Annotated in this window: 15 protein-coding genes; 8 read left to right on the top strand and 7 right to left on the bottom strand. The window is 64.5% G+C overall.

The features are described 5' to 3' along the window. Positions 1-9: 9 nt before the first annotated feature. Both ACZIRK_RS23925 and ACZIRK_RS23930 read left to right on the top strand, forming a co-directional pair. A complete protein-coding gene (locus tag ACZIRK_RS23925; protein ID WP_130225978.1) occupies positions 10-1,059 on the top strand; it encodes an NAD-dependent epimerase/dehydratase family protein in 1,050 nt (349 codons plus the stop codon). A 25-nt stretch (positions 1,060-1,084) separates the two neighbouring features. Next, complete coding sequence (locus ACZIRK_RS23930; protein WP_130225977.1) at positions 1,085-1,711, top strand: methyltransferase family protein; 627 nt, start codon at positions 1,085-1,087, stop codon at positions 1,709-1,711. A 130-nt stretch (positions 1,712-1,841) separates the two neighbouring features. Here ACZIRK_RS23930 and ACZIRK_RS23935 read toward each other — a convergent pair whose 3' ends face one another. Both ACZIRK_RS23935 and ACZIRK_RS23940 read right to left on the bottom strand, forming a co-directional pair. Continuing rightward, a complete protein-coding gene (locus ACZIRK_RS23935; protein WP_349645076.1) occupies positions 1,842-2,699 on the bottom strand; it encodes a LysM domain-containing protein in 858 nt (285 codons plus the stop codon). Positions 2,700-3,022: 323 nt separating this feature from the next. After that, positions 3,023-3,766 carry a hypothetical protein gene (locus ACZIRK_RS23940; protein ID WP_207231025.1) on the bottom strand — a complete coding sequence of 248 codons (744 nt, stop codon included), beginning with the start codon at positions 3,764-3,766 and terminating at the stop codon, positions 3,023-3,025. A gap of 505 nt (positions 3,767-4,271) precedes the next feature. Between ACZIRK_RS23940 and ACZIRK_RS23945 the strand changes: the two genes are divergently transcribed. The 3 genes from ACZIRK_RS23945 to ACZIRK_RS23955 all read left to right on the top strand — a co-directional run bounded on the left by ACZIRK_RS23945 (position 4,272) and on the right by ACZIRK_RS23955 (position 7,165). Further along, positions 4,272-5,480, top strand: a complete 1,209-nt coding sequence (locus ACZIRK_RS23945; RefSeq protein WP_130225975.1) for an ABC transporter substrate-binding protein — start codon at positions 4,272-4,274, stop codon at positions 5,478-5,480. 138 nt (positions 5,481-5,618) lie between these two features. Next, positions 5,619-6,413, top strand: coding sequence for an enoyl-CoA hydratase (locus tag ACZIRK_RS23950; protein WP_028164276.1), 795 nt, complete (start codon positions 5,619-5,621; stop codon positions 6,411-6,413). Positions 6,414-6,415: 2 nt separating this feature from the next. After that, on the top strand, positions 6,416-7,165 hold the full coding sequence (locus ACZIRK_RS23955; protein ID WP_130225974.1) for a VOC family protein: 750 nt from the start codon (positions 6,416-6,418) through the stop codon (positions 7,163-7,165). 118 nt (positions 7,166-7,283) lie between these two features. Here the strand turns inward: ACZIRK_RS23955 and ACZIRK_RS23960 are convergent, their stop codons facing one another. Genes ACZIRK_RS23960 through ACZIRK_RS23970 form a run of 3 tightly spaced genes read right to left on the bottom strand, consistent with a single transcriptional unit; the run spans position 7,284 to position 10,346 of the window. Beyond that, positions 7,284-8,084: an enoyl-CoA hydratase/isomerase family protein gene (locus tag ACZIRK_RS23960; protein ID WP_130225973.1), complete on the bottom strand. Its 801-nt coding sequence runs from the start codon at positions 8,082-8,084 to the stop codon at positions 7,284-7,286. 18 nt (positions 8,085-8,102) lie between these two features. After that, positions 8,103-9,263: an acyl-CoA dehydrogenase family protein gene (locus ACZIRK_RS23965; protein WP_028164279.1), complete on the bottom strand. Its 1,161-nt coding sequence runs from the start codon at positions 9,261-9,263 to the stop codon at positions 8,103-8,105. A 15-nt stretch (positions 9,264-9,278) separates the two neighbouring features. Then, positions 9,279-10,346, bottom strand: a complete 1,068-nt coding sequence (locus tag ACZIRK_RS23970; protein WP_130225972.1) for an acyl-CoA dehydrogenase family protein — start codon at positions 10,344-10,346, stop codon at positions 9,279-9,281. A gap of 270 nt (positions 10,347-10,616) precedes the next feature. Here ACZIRK_RS23970 and ACZIRK_RS23975 point away from each other — a divergent pair, with 270 nt between their 5' ends. Further along, positions 10,617-11,399, top strand: a complete 783-nt coding sequence (locus ACZIRK_RS23975) for an SDR family NAD(P)-dependent oxidoreductase (RefSeq protein WP_130225971.1) — start codon at positions 10,617-10,619, stop codon at positions 11,397-11,399. Positions 11,400-11,582: 183 nt separating this feature from the next. Here the strand turns inward: ACZIRK_RS23975 and ACZIRK_RS23980 are convergent, their stop codons facing one another. Both ACZIRK_RS23980 and ACZIRK_RS23985 read right to left on the bottom strand, forming a co-directional pair. Beyond that, positions 11,583-11,861 (bottom strand): GlsB/YeaQ/YmgE family stress response membrane protein, encoded by a 279-nt coding sequence (locus ACZIRK_RS23980; protein ID WP_028164282.1) that lies wholly within the window; start codon positions 11,859-11,861, stop codon positions 11,583-11,585. Positions 11,862-11,912: 51 nt separating this feature from the next. Further along, entirely contained in the window at positions 11,913-12,518 is a 606-nt protein-coding gene (locus ACZIRK_RS23985; RefSeq protein WP_130225970.1) for a YidB family protein, read from the bottom strand. 146 nt (positions 12,519-12,664) lie between these two features. Here ACZIRK_RS23985 and ACZIRK_RS23990 point away from each other — a divergent pair, with 146 nt between their 5' ends. Both ACZIRK_RS23990 and ACZIRK_RS23995 read left to right on the top strand, forming a co-directional pair. Then, positions 12,665-13,669, top strand: coding sequence for a 2-dehydropantoate 2-reductase (locus ACZIRK_RS23990; RefSeq protein ID WP_130225969.1), 1,005 nt, complete (start codon positions 12,665-12,667; stop codon positions 13,667-13,669). Positions 13,670-13,729: 60 nt separating this feature from the next. Beyond that, the gene (locus tag ACZIRK_RS23995; protein WP_028164285.1) at positions 13,730-13,948 is read left to right on the top strand and encodes a hypothetical protein; all 219 of its coding nucleotides are present in this window, start codon (positions 13,730-13,732) and stop codon (positions 13,946-13,948) included. Positions 13,949-13,979 lie beyond the last annotated feature (31 nt).

The following is a 13,979-nucleotide window of genomic DNA, read 5'->3' on the forward strand; positions in this document are numbered from 1 at the left end:
TCCCACCGCATGACACGAATCCTAGTTACAGGCGGTAACGGCTTCATTGGCAAGCACCTGGTCTCGGCGCTCGTCGCGCAAGGCAGCGACGTGCGTGTGCTCGATCTGCAGCCGCCGTCGCGGGCGTTGCCGAAGGTCGAGTATGTCAAGGGATCGGTGCTTGACTGCGACCTCGTAGACAGCGCCATCGACGGCGTCGACGAGGTGTATCACCTTGCCGGGTTGCCCGGGATGTGGCTGCCGCGGAAAGCCGATTTCCACGATGTCAACTGTGGCGGCACCGAGGTCGTGATCGGGACCGCGTGCAAGCGTGGCGTGAAGCGGCTCCTGCACTGCTCCACCGAATCAATCCTGTTCCGCGCCTCGCGATCGGACGATCGCCTCGCCGACGACGCGCTATTGCCCGACGACATGCCGGGGCCCTATACGCGCTCGAAAATGCTCGCCGAACGCTATGCGATGCAGCAGGCGGCAGCGGGATATCCTGTCGTCATCGGCTGTCCCACGATGCCGATCGGGACCCACGACCACAATTTCACGCCGCCGACGGAAATGCTCCGGCTGTTCCTGAGCCAGCGCGTGCAGCTCTATCTGGATTTCGTCGTGAACCTGGTCGACGTGCGCGATGTCGCGGCAGGGCTGATCCTCGCCATGCAACGCGGGCAGGTCGGACATCGCTACATTCTCGGCGGCGAAGGCATCGCGCTGAAGCAGGTGCTGCGGATCATGGCGCATGTCAGGGGCCGGCGCACGCCGCGCCTTGCGATCAATGGCCGCCTTGCCGAGATCACCGCGGGCATCCTGGAGTTCGTTGCCGATCGCGTGACCCACCGGCCGCCGTCGGGCACGGCCGAAGGGGTGCGGATCGCGCGGCGGGCAGAGGCGCTGTCGATCGAAAAGGCGCAGCGCGAACTCGGCTACGCGCCCGGGCCGGTCGAGCCCGTGCTTCGCGAAACCATTGCGCATCTGCTTGGCTCCGGTCACAATCAGGCGGAATGGGAACCGGCGTCGAGCCCGGGCGCCCAGTCGTTCAATACCACGCGCCGGTTTGGCGTCTGATCCAATCGCCTGATACGGTTGCAATATGTCGCAAGACCCTGGTCAATGGTTCGCGTTTGTCTGGAGCGGGTGGACCGCTACCTGGCCCACCCAGTTGCTCGCCATCATCTGGATTCTATGGGTCATGAGCTGGGTGGCGGCATCGGTCTGGTCCGGCCAGACCAAGAAGCACGTCATGACCTCGGACTCGCTGAGGTACCGCATCCCGATCCTCGTGGGCGCGATTCTGTTCCTGCCATGGACCGGACAGGTGCTGGGGGAAAAGCCGTTGTGGCAGTTCGGCAGCTTCGGCATCTACGTAATGGCGGTCCTGACGCTGGCCGGAATCTCCTTCACCTGGTGGGCGCGAATCCATCTCGGACGGTTCTGGTCGAACGCGATCACGCACAAGGAAGGCCACCACGTCATTGACACCGGGCCGTATGGCCTCGTGCGCCACCCGATCTACACCGGCCTGATCGCGGGAATGCTGGTCACCGGTGTGGCGGTCGGGACGGTGACGGCGATCCTGGGCGCGGTGCTGATCTCGCTTGGCATGGCGCAGAAGGCCCGGATGGAGGAGGTGTTCCTCAGCGCCGAACTCGGCGCGGAGGAATATGGAGCGTATCGCCGTCGCGTTCCGATGCTGATCCCGTTCATGCCCGCCGGTTAGCCGCAGCACGGTTTCTGCTTAAATCGGAATGGCGCCGTAGCCCGGGTGAAGCGCCAGCGGCCGCTCGTAAAGGCTGACGCAGATCCCGGATTGCGCGTTCCGCTCCACCCGGGCTACGTGCAGACATCTATCACCGTGGTCGCGGAGACGACTTCTCGCCCGAAGCCTGGCCCCGCGAAGGGCGGGGAGTGGGACTTGCCGGTCGCTTTGCCGGCTCCGCGGCCGTCGCCGTTGTTGCGGGCTGCTGCGAGACTGGCATCAGGTGGCGCGGGATGACGACGCGCTGGCCGGCGGTCAGTGGGGCATTATCGGAGAGCTGATTGGCCTGGATGAGTGACCACAGCGGGACGTGGTTCACTGTGGCCAGACCCTGCAAGGTGTCGCCTGCGCGGGCGTATTGCGGAATGCCGCTGTCCCACAGCTCGAGCGGCGCATCTTGCGGAACGACGTAGCGCAGCGGTGCAGTCTCGCCTTTGATCTGCATCGGTGTCGTCCCGAGTTGCACGACCGCGTTCACCAACTGGTCGTGGATGGTATCCATCTTGTCGATGTTGATGTGGGTGACTTCCTTGTGGTCCTTCAGGTCGAAGCTTGCATAGTGGCCTTGATAGCCCGACTCGGCGACGACATCGCCGCCCCCCAACACGCTGTCGGACATGAAGATATTGATGAAGCGCTCGACATTGAGCGGCACTTTCCCCGTTGCGTGCGCCGGATCGATGGCGACGATCAGGCTGACCGGGATGTTCTCCTCCTGAAGGACTTCGGCGAATATCACGGAGCAAAGTCCGCCCATCGAGTGCCCGATCAGGACGATCGGAAGAGGATCCTTTTTGTATTCGCGGATCGCCTTGGCGGCGATGAGCCGGCAGATGGTAAACTCGTTAACGTCGGCCTCGACGCCGACCTCCTGGAGGCGGCTGGTCAGTTGATCCATGCCGCGCGAAAAAATCGGGCCCATGGCGCCGCGAAACAGATAGGCGCGCACCCGTGGCGTCGGAGCGGGTTGTTCGGCGGCAGGGGGCGGCAATGCGGCCACCGTGGCAGCGGTATTGGCCTGCTTTGCGGCCGGAGCCGCGAGCGCGAAATGGCAACCGGCCGGCCAGATGCAGGCGACAAGCATTGCCCGAAACACAATGGCCATTAGCGGTTTCGGATTGATCATGCGCCTTCCGCCTGTGGTTTCGGCGCGCAGATACGCCGGCGCCCGATTGCCGGCTGGCCACTTGCCCGCGTTTGAGATGAACCATCGCGCAGGAATTGGCAAGAATTGCGGCGCAACCTGCGCGCCGCAATTCGATAGGCCCGGGATCAGTTACGGACCGCAGCCGCGCTGGCGGCCGCCCGTGGTGGTACGGCGGCGCTTGCCTCACTCGGCTGCCGCCGCTTCGTCGGCGATGCCGGGCTTGGCCGGCCGAAGACGACAGCGTCGATCTCGCTGATCACCTTCTGCTGCATGATCTGGCTCTTTTCGATCGTCAGGTGCCCGACGCCCGGCACGCTCTGGACATTGACGTTGTCAAGCGTACCCTGGAATCCCCTGGCTCTTTCGACCGGAGTGCCGGCGCCGTTGGCGACGTAGAAATTGATGTATCGTCCGACCCGTCCCGAAAGGCTGGTGTGGAACACCGAGTCGAGCCCGATGGCAAGCTTCACGGGAACGCCGAGCTGGTCCAGCCTCGCGACCATATCCGGCAGGGAGGTCGCGCCCGAGGAGTGACCGACCAGGATAACGGTCTTGATCTTGCCGCTGCGGTATTCGGCCGCGGCCTCGTTGGCGAGCGATGACCAGAACACGTAATTGCTGATCGTCACGCGCATGCCCTGCGCCTCTAGTTTCGCGGCGATCTCGTCCAGTCCCAGCGAGAAGATGTTCAGGACCCCGCGGAGCAGAAAGACGTGGGCAGTGGAGGCGCGAGCGGCCGCCGATTCCGGCGCAGCCTGCGCCGGGCTTGCGACGATCGGAAGCAGCAGCAACAGCGCGGTCGCGACGGCGCGCAGCCGCGGAAACAAGTGCCGGCCGACCAGTCCGGTGTGGCCGCGATATGCGTTCATGGCTCCTCCTCGAAGGGCTACCGAATATTGGCGACGACCGTACCCCCAGCCCCCTCGCAACCGCAACAAAAGCGGTACGCGCTGCGTGGCTTTACTGAGGCGGCGTGTCTCGCGAGCAACACGGAGTCAGGGATTCGTTAATGTTTGTCGTGAGCTAGGGGCGTGGGAACTAGGCGAGAAAATGGCGGCCACCGGGAGGCAATCGAAATCAGCAGCGAGGCACGCGCTTTTGATTGCCGCATGTCCGGACGCGCCTGCGGCCTCAATTGCAAGTCGGTGCTCGGGGCGCGACCCGTGATCAAAGCGGTGTTTGGTCCGACCGCAAACTTCGATCGACGCCGAGATATTGTATCGAGCTGACGCCCCCGAAGACCATTCCGCTTAACGGAAAACCAGGGGCGGATTCATGCATTGCCGCGGCTTGCTGCCACCAATCTCATGCGGCATGATCGCGCCGCAAAATGGTAGACCGCAGTCAATGTGGCTGACGAACCGGGAGGACTTCATGAAACGGATTCTGTCGGGCGCATTCGCCTGCATGCTGGCGGTCTCGGCCACTGCGGCGCTGGCGCAGAGCAAACCGCCGCCGCTCAGGATCGGCGGCATCCTCGACATGTCGAGCCTCTACGCCGACATCACAGGCCCCGGCAGCGAAACCGCCGCCAAGATGGCGGTCGAGGATTTCGGCGGTGAGGTCTTGGGCCGCAAGGTCGAGGTCGTGGTCGGCGATCATCTCAACAAGGCCGACCTCGCCGCGAACATCGCGCGCGATATGCTCGACAACCAGGGCGTTGAGATGATCTTCGACGTCGCGGCTTCCGCCACCGCGCTCGCCGCGGGCGAGATCGCCAAGGCGCGGGGCAAGATCATCATCTTCAACGGCCCCGGATCGATCCGCCTCTCCAACGAGGCCTGCGGCCCCTATACCGTGCACTATGTGTTCGACACCTTCGCGCAGGCCAATGTGACGGGTCTCGCGGCGGTCAAATCCGGCCTCGACACCTGGTTCTTCCTGACCGCCGACTACGCCTTCGGGCAGGATCTCGAGAACGACACCACCAATGTCGTGGTCAAGACGGGCGGCAAGGTGCTGGGCAGTGTGCGCCATCCGCTGAATACGTCGGACTTCTCGTCCTTCCTGCTGCAGGCGCAGGCCTCGAAGGCGAAGGTGATCGGGCTTGCCAATGCCGGCGGCGACACCATCAACGCGATCAAGCAGGCGGCCGAATTCGGTCTGACCAAGAGCGGTCAGAAACTCTCCCCGTTGCTCGCCTTCGTCACCGACATCGACGGTGTCGGCCTCGACACCGCGCAGGGGCTGTTGCTCGCCGAAGCCTTCTACTGGGACCTGAACGACGATACCCGCGCATTCACCAAGCGCTTCATGGAGCGCACCAAGCGCGTGCCGACCTCGGCGCAGGCCGGCGTCTATTCGTCCGTCACGCATTACCTGAAGGCGGTGAAGGCCGCGGGCACCACGGATGCCGCGGCTGTGATGAAGGTGATGAAGGAGACCCCGATCAACGACATGTTCGCCAAGAACGGCAGGATCCGCGAGGACGGCCGCATGGTGCACGACATGTATCTGTTCGAGGTGAAGAAGCCGTCCGAGTCCAAGGGACGCTGGGACGACTACAAGCTGCTCGCGACCGTTTCCGGCAACGAGGCGTTCCAGCCGCTGGAAAATTCGCGCTGCCCGCTGGTGAAGAAGTGACGCGAAGCGTGGCCGTCATTGCGAGGGCGATAGCGACGAAGCAATCCATGGCTCCGCAAGCGGCGAGATGGATTGCTTCGCTCCGCTCGCAATGACGGTGGATGGATCTAACTAACAACAACCAAGAAAGCCAAACCCATGACTGAAAACAGCATCGTCCTGCAAAGCCTCGACAACGGCCTGCTCACCATCACCATGAACCGTCCGGAGCGGCGCAATGCGCTGAACCCGGACATGACGCGCGGCCTGGTGGAGGCGGCGCGGCGGGCGGCCGAGGATCACGAGGTGCGCGCGGTGCTGATCAAGGGGGCCGGCGGCACCTTCTGCGTCGGCGGCGACGTGAAGTCGATGGCGGAAGGGCGGGCGCCGCTGCCGTTCGAGGCCAAACTTACCAACTTACGTCGCGGCATGGAGGTCTCGCGGATCCTGCACCAGATGGCAAAGCCGGTGGTGGCGCAGCTCGACGGCGCTGCAGCCGGCGCCGGGCTCTCGATCGCGCTGTCCTGCGACCTGCGGGTGGCGAGCGAGTCCTGCAAGATCACGACCGCCTTCGCCAAGGTCGGCTTCTCCGGCGACTATGGCGGGACCTATTTCCTGACCCAACTCCTCGGCAGCGCGAAGGCGCGCGAGCTGTATCTGACCTCGCCGGTCCTCACCGCGCAGGAGGCGCATGCGCTTGGCGTCGTGACCAAGGTGGTGCCGGATGCGCAGATTGACGCCGCCGCGCGCGAGCTTGCGATGTCGCTGGCACAGGGACCGTCGATCGCGCTCGGCTTCATCAAGCGCAACATCAACAATGCAGAGCATCTGTCGCTCGAGGATTGCTTCGACGGCGAAGCCATCCATCACACCCGCTGCGGCGAGACAGCCGACCACAAGGAAGCGGCCAAGGCGTTCGTCGAGAAGCGCAAGCCCGTCTTCAAGGGCGAGTAGGGATGGCCGGCTACCTCAGGCTGCGCCAGATTTGTCTGGTGGCGCCAGAACTCGAGCCCGTGATTTCAGCTATCGCCGATATCATGGGCCTGAGCGTCTGCTATCGCGACGGCAATGTCGCGAAATATGGCCTGGAGAACGCGCTGCTGCCGGTTGACACCATCCTGCTCGAAGTGGTGGCACCGTTTAAACCGGGCACGGCGGCAGGCCGCTTCATTGAGAAGACCAGCGGCCGCGGCGGCTATATGGCGATCTTCTGCTGTGATGATCCCGACGCGCGCGGCGCGCATGCCAACGCCATCGGCGTGCGCACCGCGAATGTGATCACGCACGCGCCCTATCACGGCGTGCAACTCCACCCGCGCGACTGCTGCGCCGCCTTCATCGAGTTCAACCACACCGATGGCAGCGACGATGTCCTGGGGCCTTATCCGCCGGCCGGGCCGGAGTGGCAGAAGCACATCCGAAAGGATGTGACGCAGGCGCTGACCGAAGTCGAGATGCAGAGCCCGGAGCCGCAAGTGCTCGCGGCGCATTGGGGGCGGATCCTTGAGGTGCCGGTCAGCGGGACCGAGCTACGATTGCCGAATTGCACCTTCCGCTTCGTCAACGGCGAAAGCGAGATCATGAGCGCGCTGACGTTCAAGGTGGCGGACGCGGCGAGGGTGCGCGATGCTGCAAGGAAAAAGGGACTTGCGGTGACCGGCGACGAGTTCTCGTTGGGTGGCGTCACGTTCCGGCTCGCCGCCTGAGCCACGCGCTTCACCGTCATGCCCGGGCTTGTCCCGGGCATCCACGTTCTTCGGCTCCGCGCGAGGGGATGCGCGTGGATGGCCGGGACAAGCCCGGCCATGACGATCGAGAACGGCGTTATCGCCCCTTGAAATTGGCGACGCGGCGCTCGGCGGAGGCTTTCACGCCTTCCTTGAAATCTTCGGTGGCGCGCAGCCTGGTCTGCTCGATCAGCTCATGGTTGGTGGCGGCGAGCACGCGGTCGGCGAAGTCGCTGCGCATGGTGGCGCGGGTGGAGATGAGGCCGAGCGGGGAGCACTCGGCGATCTCCTGCGCGAGCTTCAGCGCCTCGGCGCGCACCTGATCTTGCGGCACCAGCACGTTGGCGAGTCCCCAGCGATAGGCCTCCTCGCCGGTGACGCGGCGGCTGGTGTAGAACATCAATTCCGCGTTGTTCTTGCCGATCAGTTCGGGCAGCGTGAATGTCAATCCGAAGCCGGGATGGAAGCCGAGCTTGGTGAAGTTTGCCGAGAAGCGCGCCTCGGGGCAAGTGACGCGGAAATCCGCGGAGACGGCAAGGCCAAGTCCGCCGCCGATGGCGGCGCCATGGACAGCGGCGACGATCGGCTTCTTGTTGCGGAAGATGCGCACCGCCTGCACATAGAGATGGTTGATCGGCAGATTGGCGGCCGGATCGGAGGCTGCGCGCTCTTCCTGCTCCTGCCGCGCCGGATCGTTGAAATTGGCGCCGGCGCAGAACGCCTTGCCTTGCGCAGCCAGCACGCTTGCGCGGATCTCGATGTCGCGGTCGAATTCCTCCAGCGCGTCCGCGATCTGGTTGATCAGCGCGACGTCGAAGAAGTTCAGCGGCGGTCTGCGGATTTCGATCAGGCCGACGTGGCCCTGCTTCTCGACGCCGATATCGGTATATTTGCTCATGAGCGTTCCCTACAAAAATTAGCGTAACCCAAGCCCGCGGGCGATGATGCCGCGGAGCACTTCCGTGGTGCCGCCCTGGATCGTCAGTTTCGGCGCCGTCCGAAGCGCGAATTCGAGCTGCTTCTCCAGCGTCTCGCGGTTGGAGGCGGTCTCCTCGACGAAGGCGGCGAGGTCGCGCACGCGATGCGGCAATTGCTGCTCCCATACCGTGCCGATGTCCTTGACGATGGAGGCCTCCACGACCGGCTCCTTGCCGGCCTGCAGCATGCCGGCGACCGAGACCGACATGCGGCGCATGGTGTGAAGCTGCGCCACCAGACGGCCGATGCCTTCGGCGCTGCGCGTATCAGGCTTGTCGCCGACGGCGCGCACCAGCTCGGTCAGCACGTAATAGGTCTCAAGGAAGCGCTCGGGGCCACTGCGCTCATAGGCGAGCTCTGACGTCGCCTGCTTCCAGGCGCCATCGATCTCACCCAGCACGTGATCGTCGGGCACGAAATAGTCGGTGAAGACGACTTCGTTGAACTCGAATTGCCCCGTGATCTGGCCAATCGGATTCACCTCAATGCCCGGCTGTTTCATCTTGACCAGGAACTGGGTCAGGCCATGGCGACGGTTTTCTTTCGTCGGCGGCGAAGTGCGGAAGATCGCGATCATGTAGTCGGCGATATGCGCCGAGGAGGTCCAGATCTTGCTGCCGTTGATGAGGTAGCCGCCGTCGGTCTTGGTCGCGCGCGTCTTCGCCGCGAACAAATCCGAGCCGGAATTCGGCTCGCTCATGCCGATCGCAAAACAGAGTTCGCCGCGGCAGATGCGCGGCAGGATGTCCATCTTGATATGCTCGGGCGCGTACTTCAAGAGGACCGGCCCGCTCTGGCGGTCGGCGACGAAGAAGCGTCGCGTCGGCGCGTTGGCGACCCGCATCTCCTCGGTGACCACATAACGTTCAAGGAACGAGCGCTCCTGGCCGCCATATTTCTTCGGCCAAGTCATGCCGAGCCAGCCCTTGGCGCCGACCCGGCGCGAGAATTCCGGCGCGTCGGTATCTTCGCGGTTGGGCTTGTTCGGATCAAAGGTGCCGGCGGCGATCTCCTCGGCAAGGAAGGCGCGCACCTCTTTGCGTAATTGCTCGCATTCGGGCGGCAGACGGATCGGATCGAAACGTAGGGCTGCAGTCATGGCTCTTTCCGTAAATCAGCGCGAGGCCACCAGCGGCCACAATTCGTCGGCGCCTCTGGCGGCGACACGCTTGCCGAGCTCAACCGCCCAATGGCTTTCCGAGCCGAAGTCGTCGCGCCAGGCCAGCGCACGCAGCGAATAGCGATGCAGGATATGCTCCATGGTGAAGCCGATCGCGCCGTGCACCTGGTGCGCGATGGCGCCGCCTTTCTCGGCCGCCTCCGCGCAGCGGATCTTGGCGGACGCTGCTTCGAGGTACACTGCGTCGTCGAAAGAGGTCGCATTCGCAACGGCGTCGGCGGCAGAGGTCGCGGCCGCAAGCGCGGCGGCGGATTCGCCGGCGAGGCGTGCGAGATTGTGCTGCACCGCTTGGAATTTCGAGATCTTCTTCTCAAAGGCGACACGTTCGTTGGAGTAGCGCACGGAAATGTCGAGCATCGATTCCAGCGCGCCCGCGATCTGGAGGCTGCGGACCACGCCGCCCATCAGCATCAGCGTGGTCTGGTCAAAGCCCTTCGGCGCCGGCTTGATCGTGATTGGCTCGACCTTGTCTAGCGTCACGGTGTCCGAATTGTCGTAGCCGACATTGATCCCGGACTCGATCCGGGCTTTGTCGGCTTCGACCAACGCGATCGAGATGCCGCCATTGTTGCCATGCGCCAGCACGGCAAAATGCTTTGCCGCTTTGGCAAAGGGCACGCCGCGGGCGCGGCCGGACAGGCTGCCATCGGCATTGAGCGTGATGCGGTCCTTCGGGCTTGCGGGGACCACCGTCATCTCGCCGTCGGGGGAAGTGATCTTCGCCTGCGCGAGCAGCCAGCCCGCCAGCATGGTCTCGGCGAGCGGCACCGCGATCGCAAACCGGCCGGCGGCGTTGAGCACGCCAAAGCCTTCGGCCAGACTCGCGCCGGAACCGCCGAGATCGTCCGGCACCCAGGCGAGCGGCAGGCCGGCCTCGCTCAGCGCCTGCCACAGCGGCGCTTTCCAGCTTCCCGTCGTGTCACTGTTGATGGTCTGGGCGTCGGCGAGATCGGCAAAGATTTTCTCTGCGGTCTCGACGACGATATTCTCACTCTCCGCCACGGCGTTCCTCAAGCTATGGAATTTGGCACGTCTCGGACGCGCCAAACGGTCGCGCCAAGTGCATTTCGTTCTTGCGCTTTATGATGGGGAAAAGCCATAGCCCTGACAAGCGCTGTCCGCAGGGCCGCCTGCGGCCGCGGCATGCGAGCCATGGTGCGGAAGGAGAAATTCCACGCAACGGAGTTCTGGCTTGTCGCCTTGGCCATGCGATATGGTATGCCAGCGCCGCAACGTTTTGAGCGCAAAAGCTAAAGAGGGAGTGGAGTGCGAATGTCGAAGGATGGTTTGTATGCGATCGTAACGGGCTCTGCGTCCGGCCTCGGGGCCGCGACCGCGCAGATCCTGGCCAAGAGCGGTGGACGCGTCGTCGTCAACTATTCCAACAGCAAGAACGAAGCCGAAGAGACCGCCGATCTTTGCCGCAGCGCCGGCGCCGAGGTCGTGGTGGTGCAGGGCGACGTGTCGCGCGACGAGGATTGTCGGAAGATCGCCGCAGCGGCGGCATCCTGGGGCAGGCTGGATGCACTGATCAACAATGCCGGCACCACCAAGCATGTCGCGCACGACAATCTCGACGGGCTCTCGGCGGAAGATTTCCATCGTATCTACGCGGTGAACACGATCGGGCCGTTCCAGATGGTGCGCGCGACCCGCCCGCTGCTTGAAGCCGCGGCGAACGCGTCGGGGCGCGCCTCGGCGGTGGTGAATGTCTCATCGGTTGCCGGCATCTCCGGCGTCGGCTCCTCGATCGCCTATGCCGCCAGCAAGGGCGCGCTCAACACCATGACGTTGTCGCTGTCGCGTGCGCTCGCGCCGCTCATTCGCGTCAACACGGTCTGTCCCGGCTATATCGATACGCCTTGGTTCACCAAGGGCCGCGGCGAAGCCGGCGCCAAGCAGGTGCGCGATGCTGTCGTGGCGAGGGTGCCGCTGAAGGTGGCGTCAACGGCGCAAGATATCGCGCAGCTCGTCTGCTTCCTGGCGACGCCGGCCTCGAGCAACATGACCGGCGAATGTGTGCGCATGGATGCGGGAATGCATCTGATTTCGTAGGCCCATCCTCTATGTCATGGCCGGGCTTGCCCGTCTTCGCTATCGCTTCGCCGGACCGACGCTGGAGTGCCCGGCGAAGCCTTGGCGTAGCCGGGTCCCGGCCATCCACGATCTTGGCCGCGGATACGAAGAACGTGGATGCCCGGGACAAGCCCGGGCATGACGGAGCGAGAGCAAAGCGCGCTACCGCCTGCCGGGATCGGGAATGACGCCGCTCGCCACCAGCCGGTTCCAGATGAACAGCACCACCACCGCGCCGATGGTGGCGGTGATGAAGCCTGCGCCTTGATCGGGGCTGTAATGGCCGATGGCCTGTCCGACCCAGGTCGCGAGAAACGCGCCGGCGATCCCGAGCACCGTCGTCAGGATGAACCCGCTCGGGTTGTTCGGTCCGGGTGAGAGGAAGCGCGCGATGAGGCCTGCGATGAAGCCGACGATGATGATCCAAAGAATGCCGCTCATGGCGGTCGTCCTTTCCTGAAACGAGAAATCAGCCTTTGTCCGCGGCCGCAATCAAACCCGCCGCGACATTTCCTCGTCGCTCGGCAGTCGCCCGTCCGGCGTCAGGTGATTGACCGCGTCAGGCAAAAACTGGCTCAAGCCACTGAGCAGGTCGTCGCGCGATAGGCCGCTTTGCGCGGAGATCTGGTCGATCTGGTCGGCACCCAGCGCGTTGGCGAGATCGCCCGGCGCGACCTGCTTGTTCGGGCCGTTGCTGACCCAGGAATTGGCCTGGTCGCCGAGGCCGTTATCCTGCAGCTGTTTCAGGAGATCGCCGAGCCCGCCGCTCAGGATGGTGCCGGCAGCACCACCGGCGAGCAGTCCGCCAAGGCCGCCCTTGAGCAGATCGCTCAATCCGCCGCCCGCCGCACCGCCGGGCACGTTTGCTGCGACGACGTTGCCGGGCGGAGGAGCGGGTGTCTGAGTTGGCGTTGGCGCCGGCGCCTGCCGTGGGGCCTCGCCGGGCTGATTGGTGAAATGCCTGACCGCCTTCCAGGCCAGCAGTGCCAGGATGGCCATGGTCATGGGCGACATGCCGCCCTTGTCGGATTCGGCGCTCGGCGTGCTGGGCCCGCGCGGGCCATTCTGCATGCCGTTGAGTACGTCGAGTAAACCCATCGTCTTCTCCCGCGTATCTGCCCCGCGCCGAAAACATAACGGCCGCCCATGACGGTTACAAGGCACGGCCGCAGGCTGCGGCTCCGGTTCGGTAGGCACAAAATACCAACTCTGCTATCGATTATGGTCGTGGGGTTGAACGGCGGATGAATGCTTTGGATCGACCGATCGGGATCGCCGGCGCCGGCAGCATCGGCTGTTTTGTCGGCGGCATGCTGGCGGCCAGCGGCCGCAAAGTGGCGCTGTTGGCGCGGCCGCGCGTGGTCGATGAAATCAGGGGTAACGGGCTGCTGCTGACCGGCTTCGACGGGTCAGAGCAAAGGCTTGCTGCGAACGAGATCACGCTGTCCGACGATCCCTCCATTTTTGCCGACGCCGGCACGGTGCTGGTCACGGTCAAGAGCGCGGATACCGCTGATATGGCTGACCTCATCGCGAGGCACGCGCCTGACGATGCAGTCATCGTCAGCCTGCAGAACGGCGTCGGCAATGTCGGCCTGTTGCGCCAGCGCCTACCCGGTCGAAAGGTGCTGGGCGGGATGGTGCCGTTCAACGTGGTCGGTCTCGGCGAGGGCAGGTTTCACCGCTCGACATCGGGCGCAATCGTCGTCGAACGGGACGCGGCGGGCACGGCGCAGCAATTATCGGTGCCGGGCCTTGCGATGCGCGCGACGGACAATATCGACGGCGTGCAGTGGGGCAAGCTGATCGTCAATCTCAACAACGCGCTGAATGCGCTGTCCGACATCCCGCTGCGGCGGCAGCTCGCACAGCGCAACTTGCGAAAGCTGTTCGCCGACCAGATGGCGGAGGGGCTCGCGGCGATCAAGGCGGAAGGCATTAGACCGGTGTCGCCGACGCCGATTCCGGCTGGGCTAATACCGCCGCTGTTGCGGCTGCCGGATGCGATCTTCGAGGCGCTGCTCGGGCGTACCATGAAGATCGATCCGCAGGCGCGCTCCTCAATGTGGGAAGATCTGAGGCGCGGCCGACGCACCGAGATCGATTATCTACAGGGCGTCATCACAGATATCGCCGACCGGCGCGGCCTGAAGGCGCCGCTGTCGCGGCGTATCGTCGAACTGGTCAAGCAGGCCGAGGCGGCGGGCAAGGGCTCGCCCGGGTTGACGGTCGAGCAAATCCGAGGCTGATGCCTTGAAAAGGCGCCGGCCCCGCACGAATTCCAATGGGGACATGATGGAGGAGGATCGATGAGACGGATCGCCACCGCAGTGTGGTCGGTTGTGACTCTGACTCTGGGTTCAGTCGCGGCGTCCCATGCCGCGCCGCCGACGGTCGTCCCCTCACCGGGCTATGACGCACGATTGCAGGAGAGCCGCGCGGCATCGCGGGCGCCGGCCTTGGATCCGATTGCGCCTGCGCCCAAGCGGGTCGTGCCGCACCGCGCCAAGCGCACGCATCTGCGCTAAGGCACCTCGTAGCCCGGTGGAGCGAAGCGCA

It is taken from the genome of Bradyrhizobium sp. Leo114, assembly GCF_055229415.2.

What these genes read in the sequence shown, in the direction of transcription:
- ACZIRK_RS23925 (WP_130225978.1), top strand. Translation starts at nt 10, where the DNA reads ATGACACGAATCCTAGTTACAGGCGGTAACGGCTTCATTGGCAAGCAC.
- ACZIRK_RS23985 (WP_130225970.1), bottom strand. Translation starts at nt 12,518, where the DNA reads ATGGGTTTACTCGACGTACTCAACGGCATGCAGAATGGCCCGCGCGGG.
- ACZIRK_RS23950 (WP_028164276.1), top strand. Translation starts at nt 5,619, where the DNA reads ATGACTGAAAACAGCATCGTCCTGCAAAGCCTCGACAACGGCCTGCTC.
- ACZIRK_RS23975 (WP_130225971.1), top strand. Translation starts at nt 10,617, where the DNA reads ATGTCGAAGGATGGTTTGTATGCGATCGTAACGGGCTCTGCGTCCGGC.
- ACZIRK_RS23965 (WP_028164279.1), bottom strand. Translation starts at nt 9,263, where the DNA reads ATGACTGCAGCCCTACGTTTCGATCCGATCCGTCTGCCGCCCGAATGC.
- ACZIRK_RS23960 (WP_130225973.1), bottom strand. Translation starts at nt 8,084, where the DNA reads ATGAGCAAATATACCGATATCGGCGTCGAGAAGCAGGGCCACGTCGGC.
- ACZIRK_RS23955 (WP_130225974.1), top strand. Translation starts at nt 6,416, where the DNA reads ATGGCCGGCTACCTCAGGCTGCGCCAGATTTGTCTGGTGGCGCCAGAA.
- ACZIRK_RS23945 (WP_130225975.1), top strand. Translation starts at nt 4,272, where the DNA reads ATGAAACGGATTCTGTCGGGCGCATTCGCCTGCATGCTGGCGGTCTCG.
- ACZIRK_RS23940 (WP_207231025.1), bottom strand. Translation starts at nt 3,766, where the DNA reads ATGAACGCATATCGCGGCCACACCGGACTGGTCGGCCGGCACTTGTTT.
- ACZIRK_RS23930 (WP_130225977.1), top strand. Translation starts at nt 1,085, where the DNA reads ATGTCGCAAGACCCTGGTCAATGGTTCGCGTTTGTCTGGAGCGGGTGG.
- ACZIRK_RS23990 (WP_130225969.1), top strand. Translation starts at nt 12,665, where the DNA reads ATGAATGCTTTGGATCGACCGATCGGGATCGCCGGCGCCGGCAGCATC.
- ACZIRK_RS23980 (WP_028164282.1), bottom strand. Translation starts at nt 11,861, where the DNA reads ATGAGCGGCATTCTTTGGATCATCATCGTCGGCTTCATCGCAGGCCTC.
- ACZIRK_RS23995 (WP_028164285.1), top strand. Translation starts at nt 13,730, where the DNA reads ATGAGACGGATCGCCACCGCAGTGTGGTCGGTTGTGACTCTGACTCTG.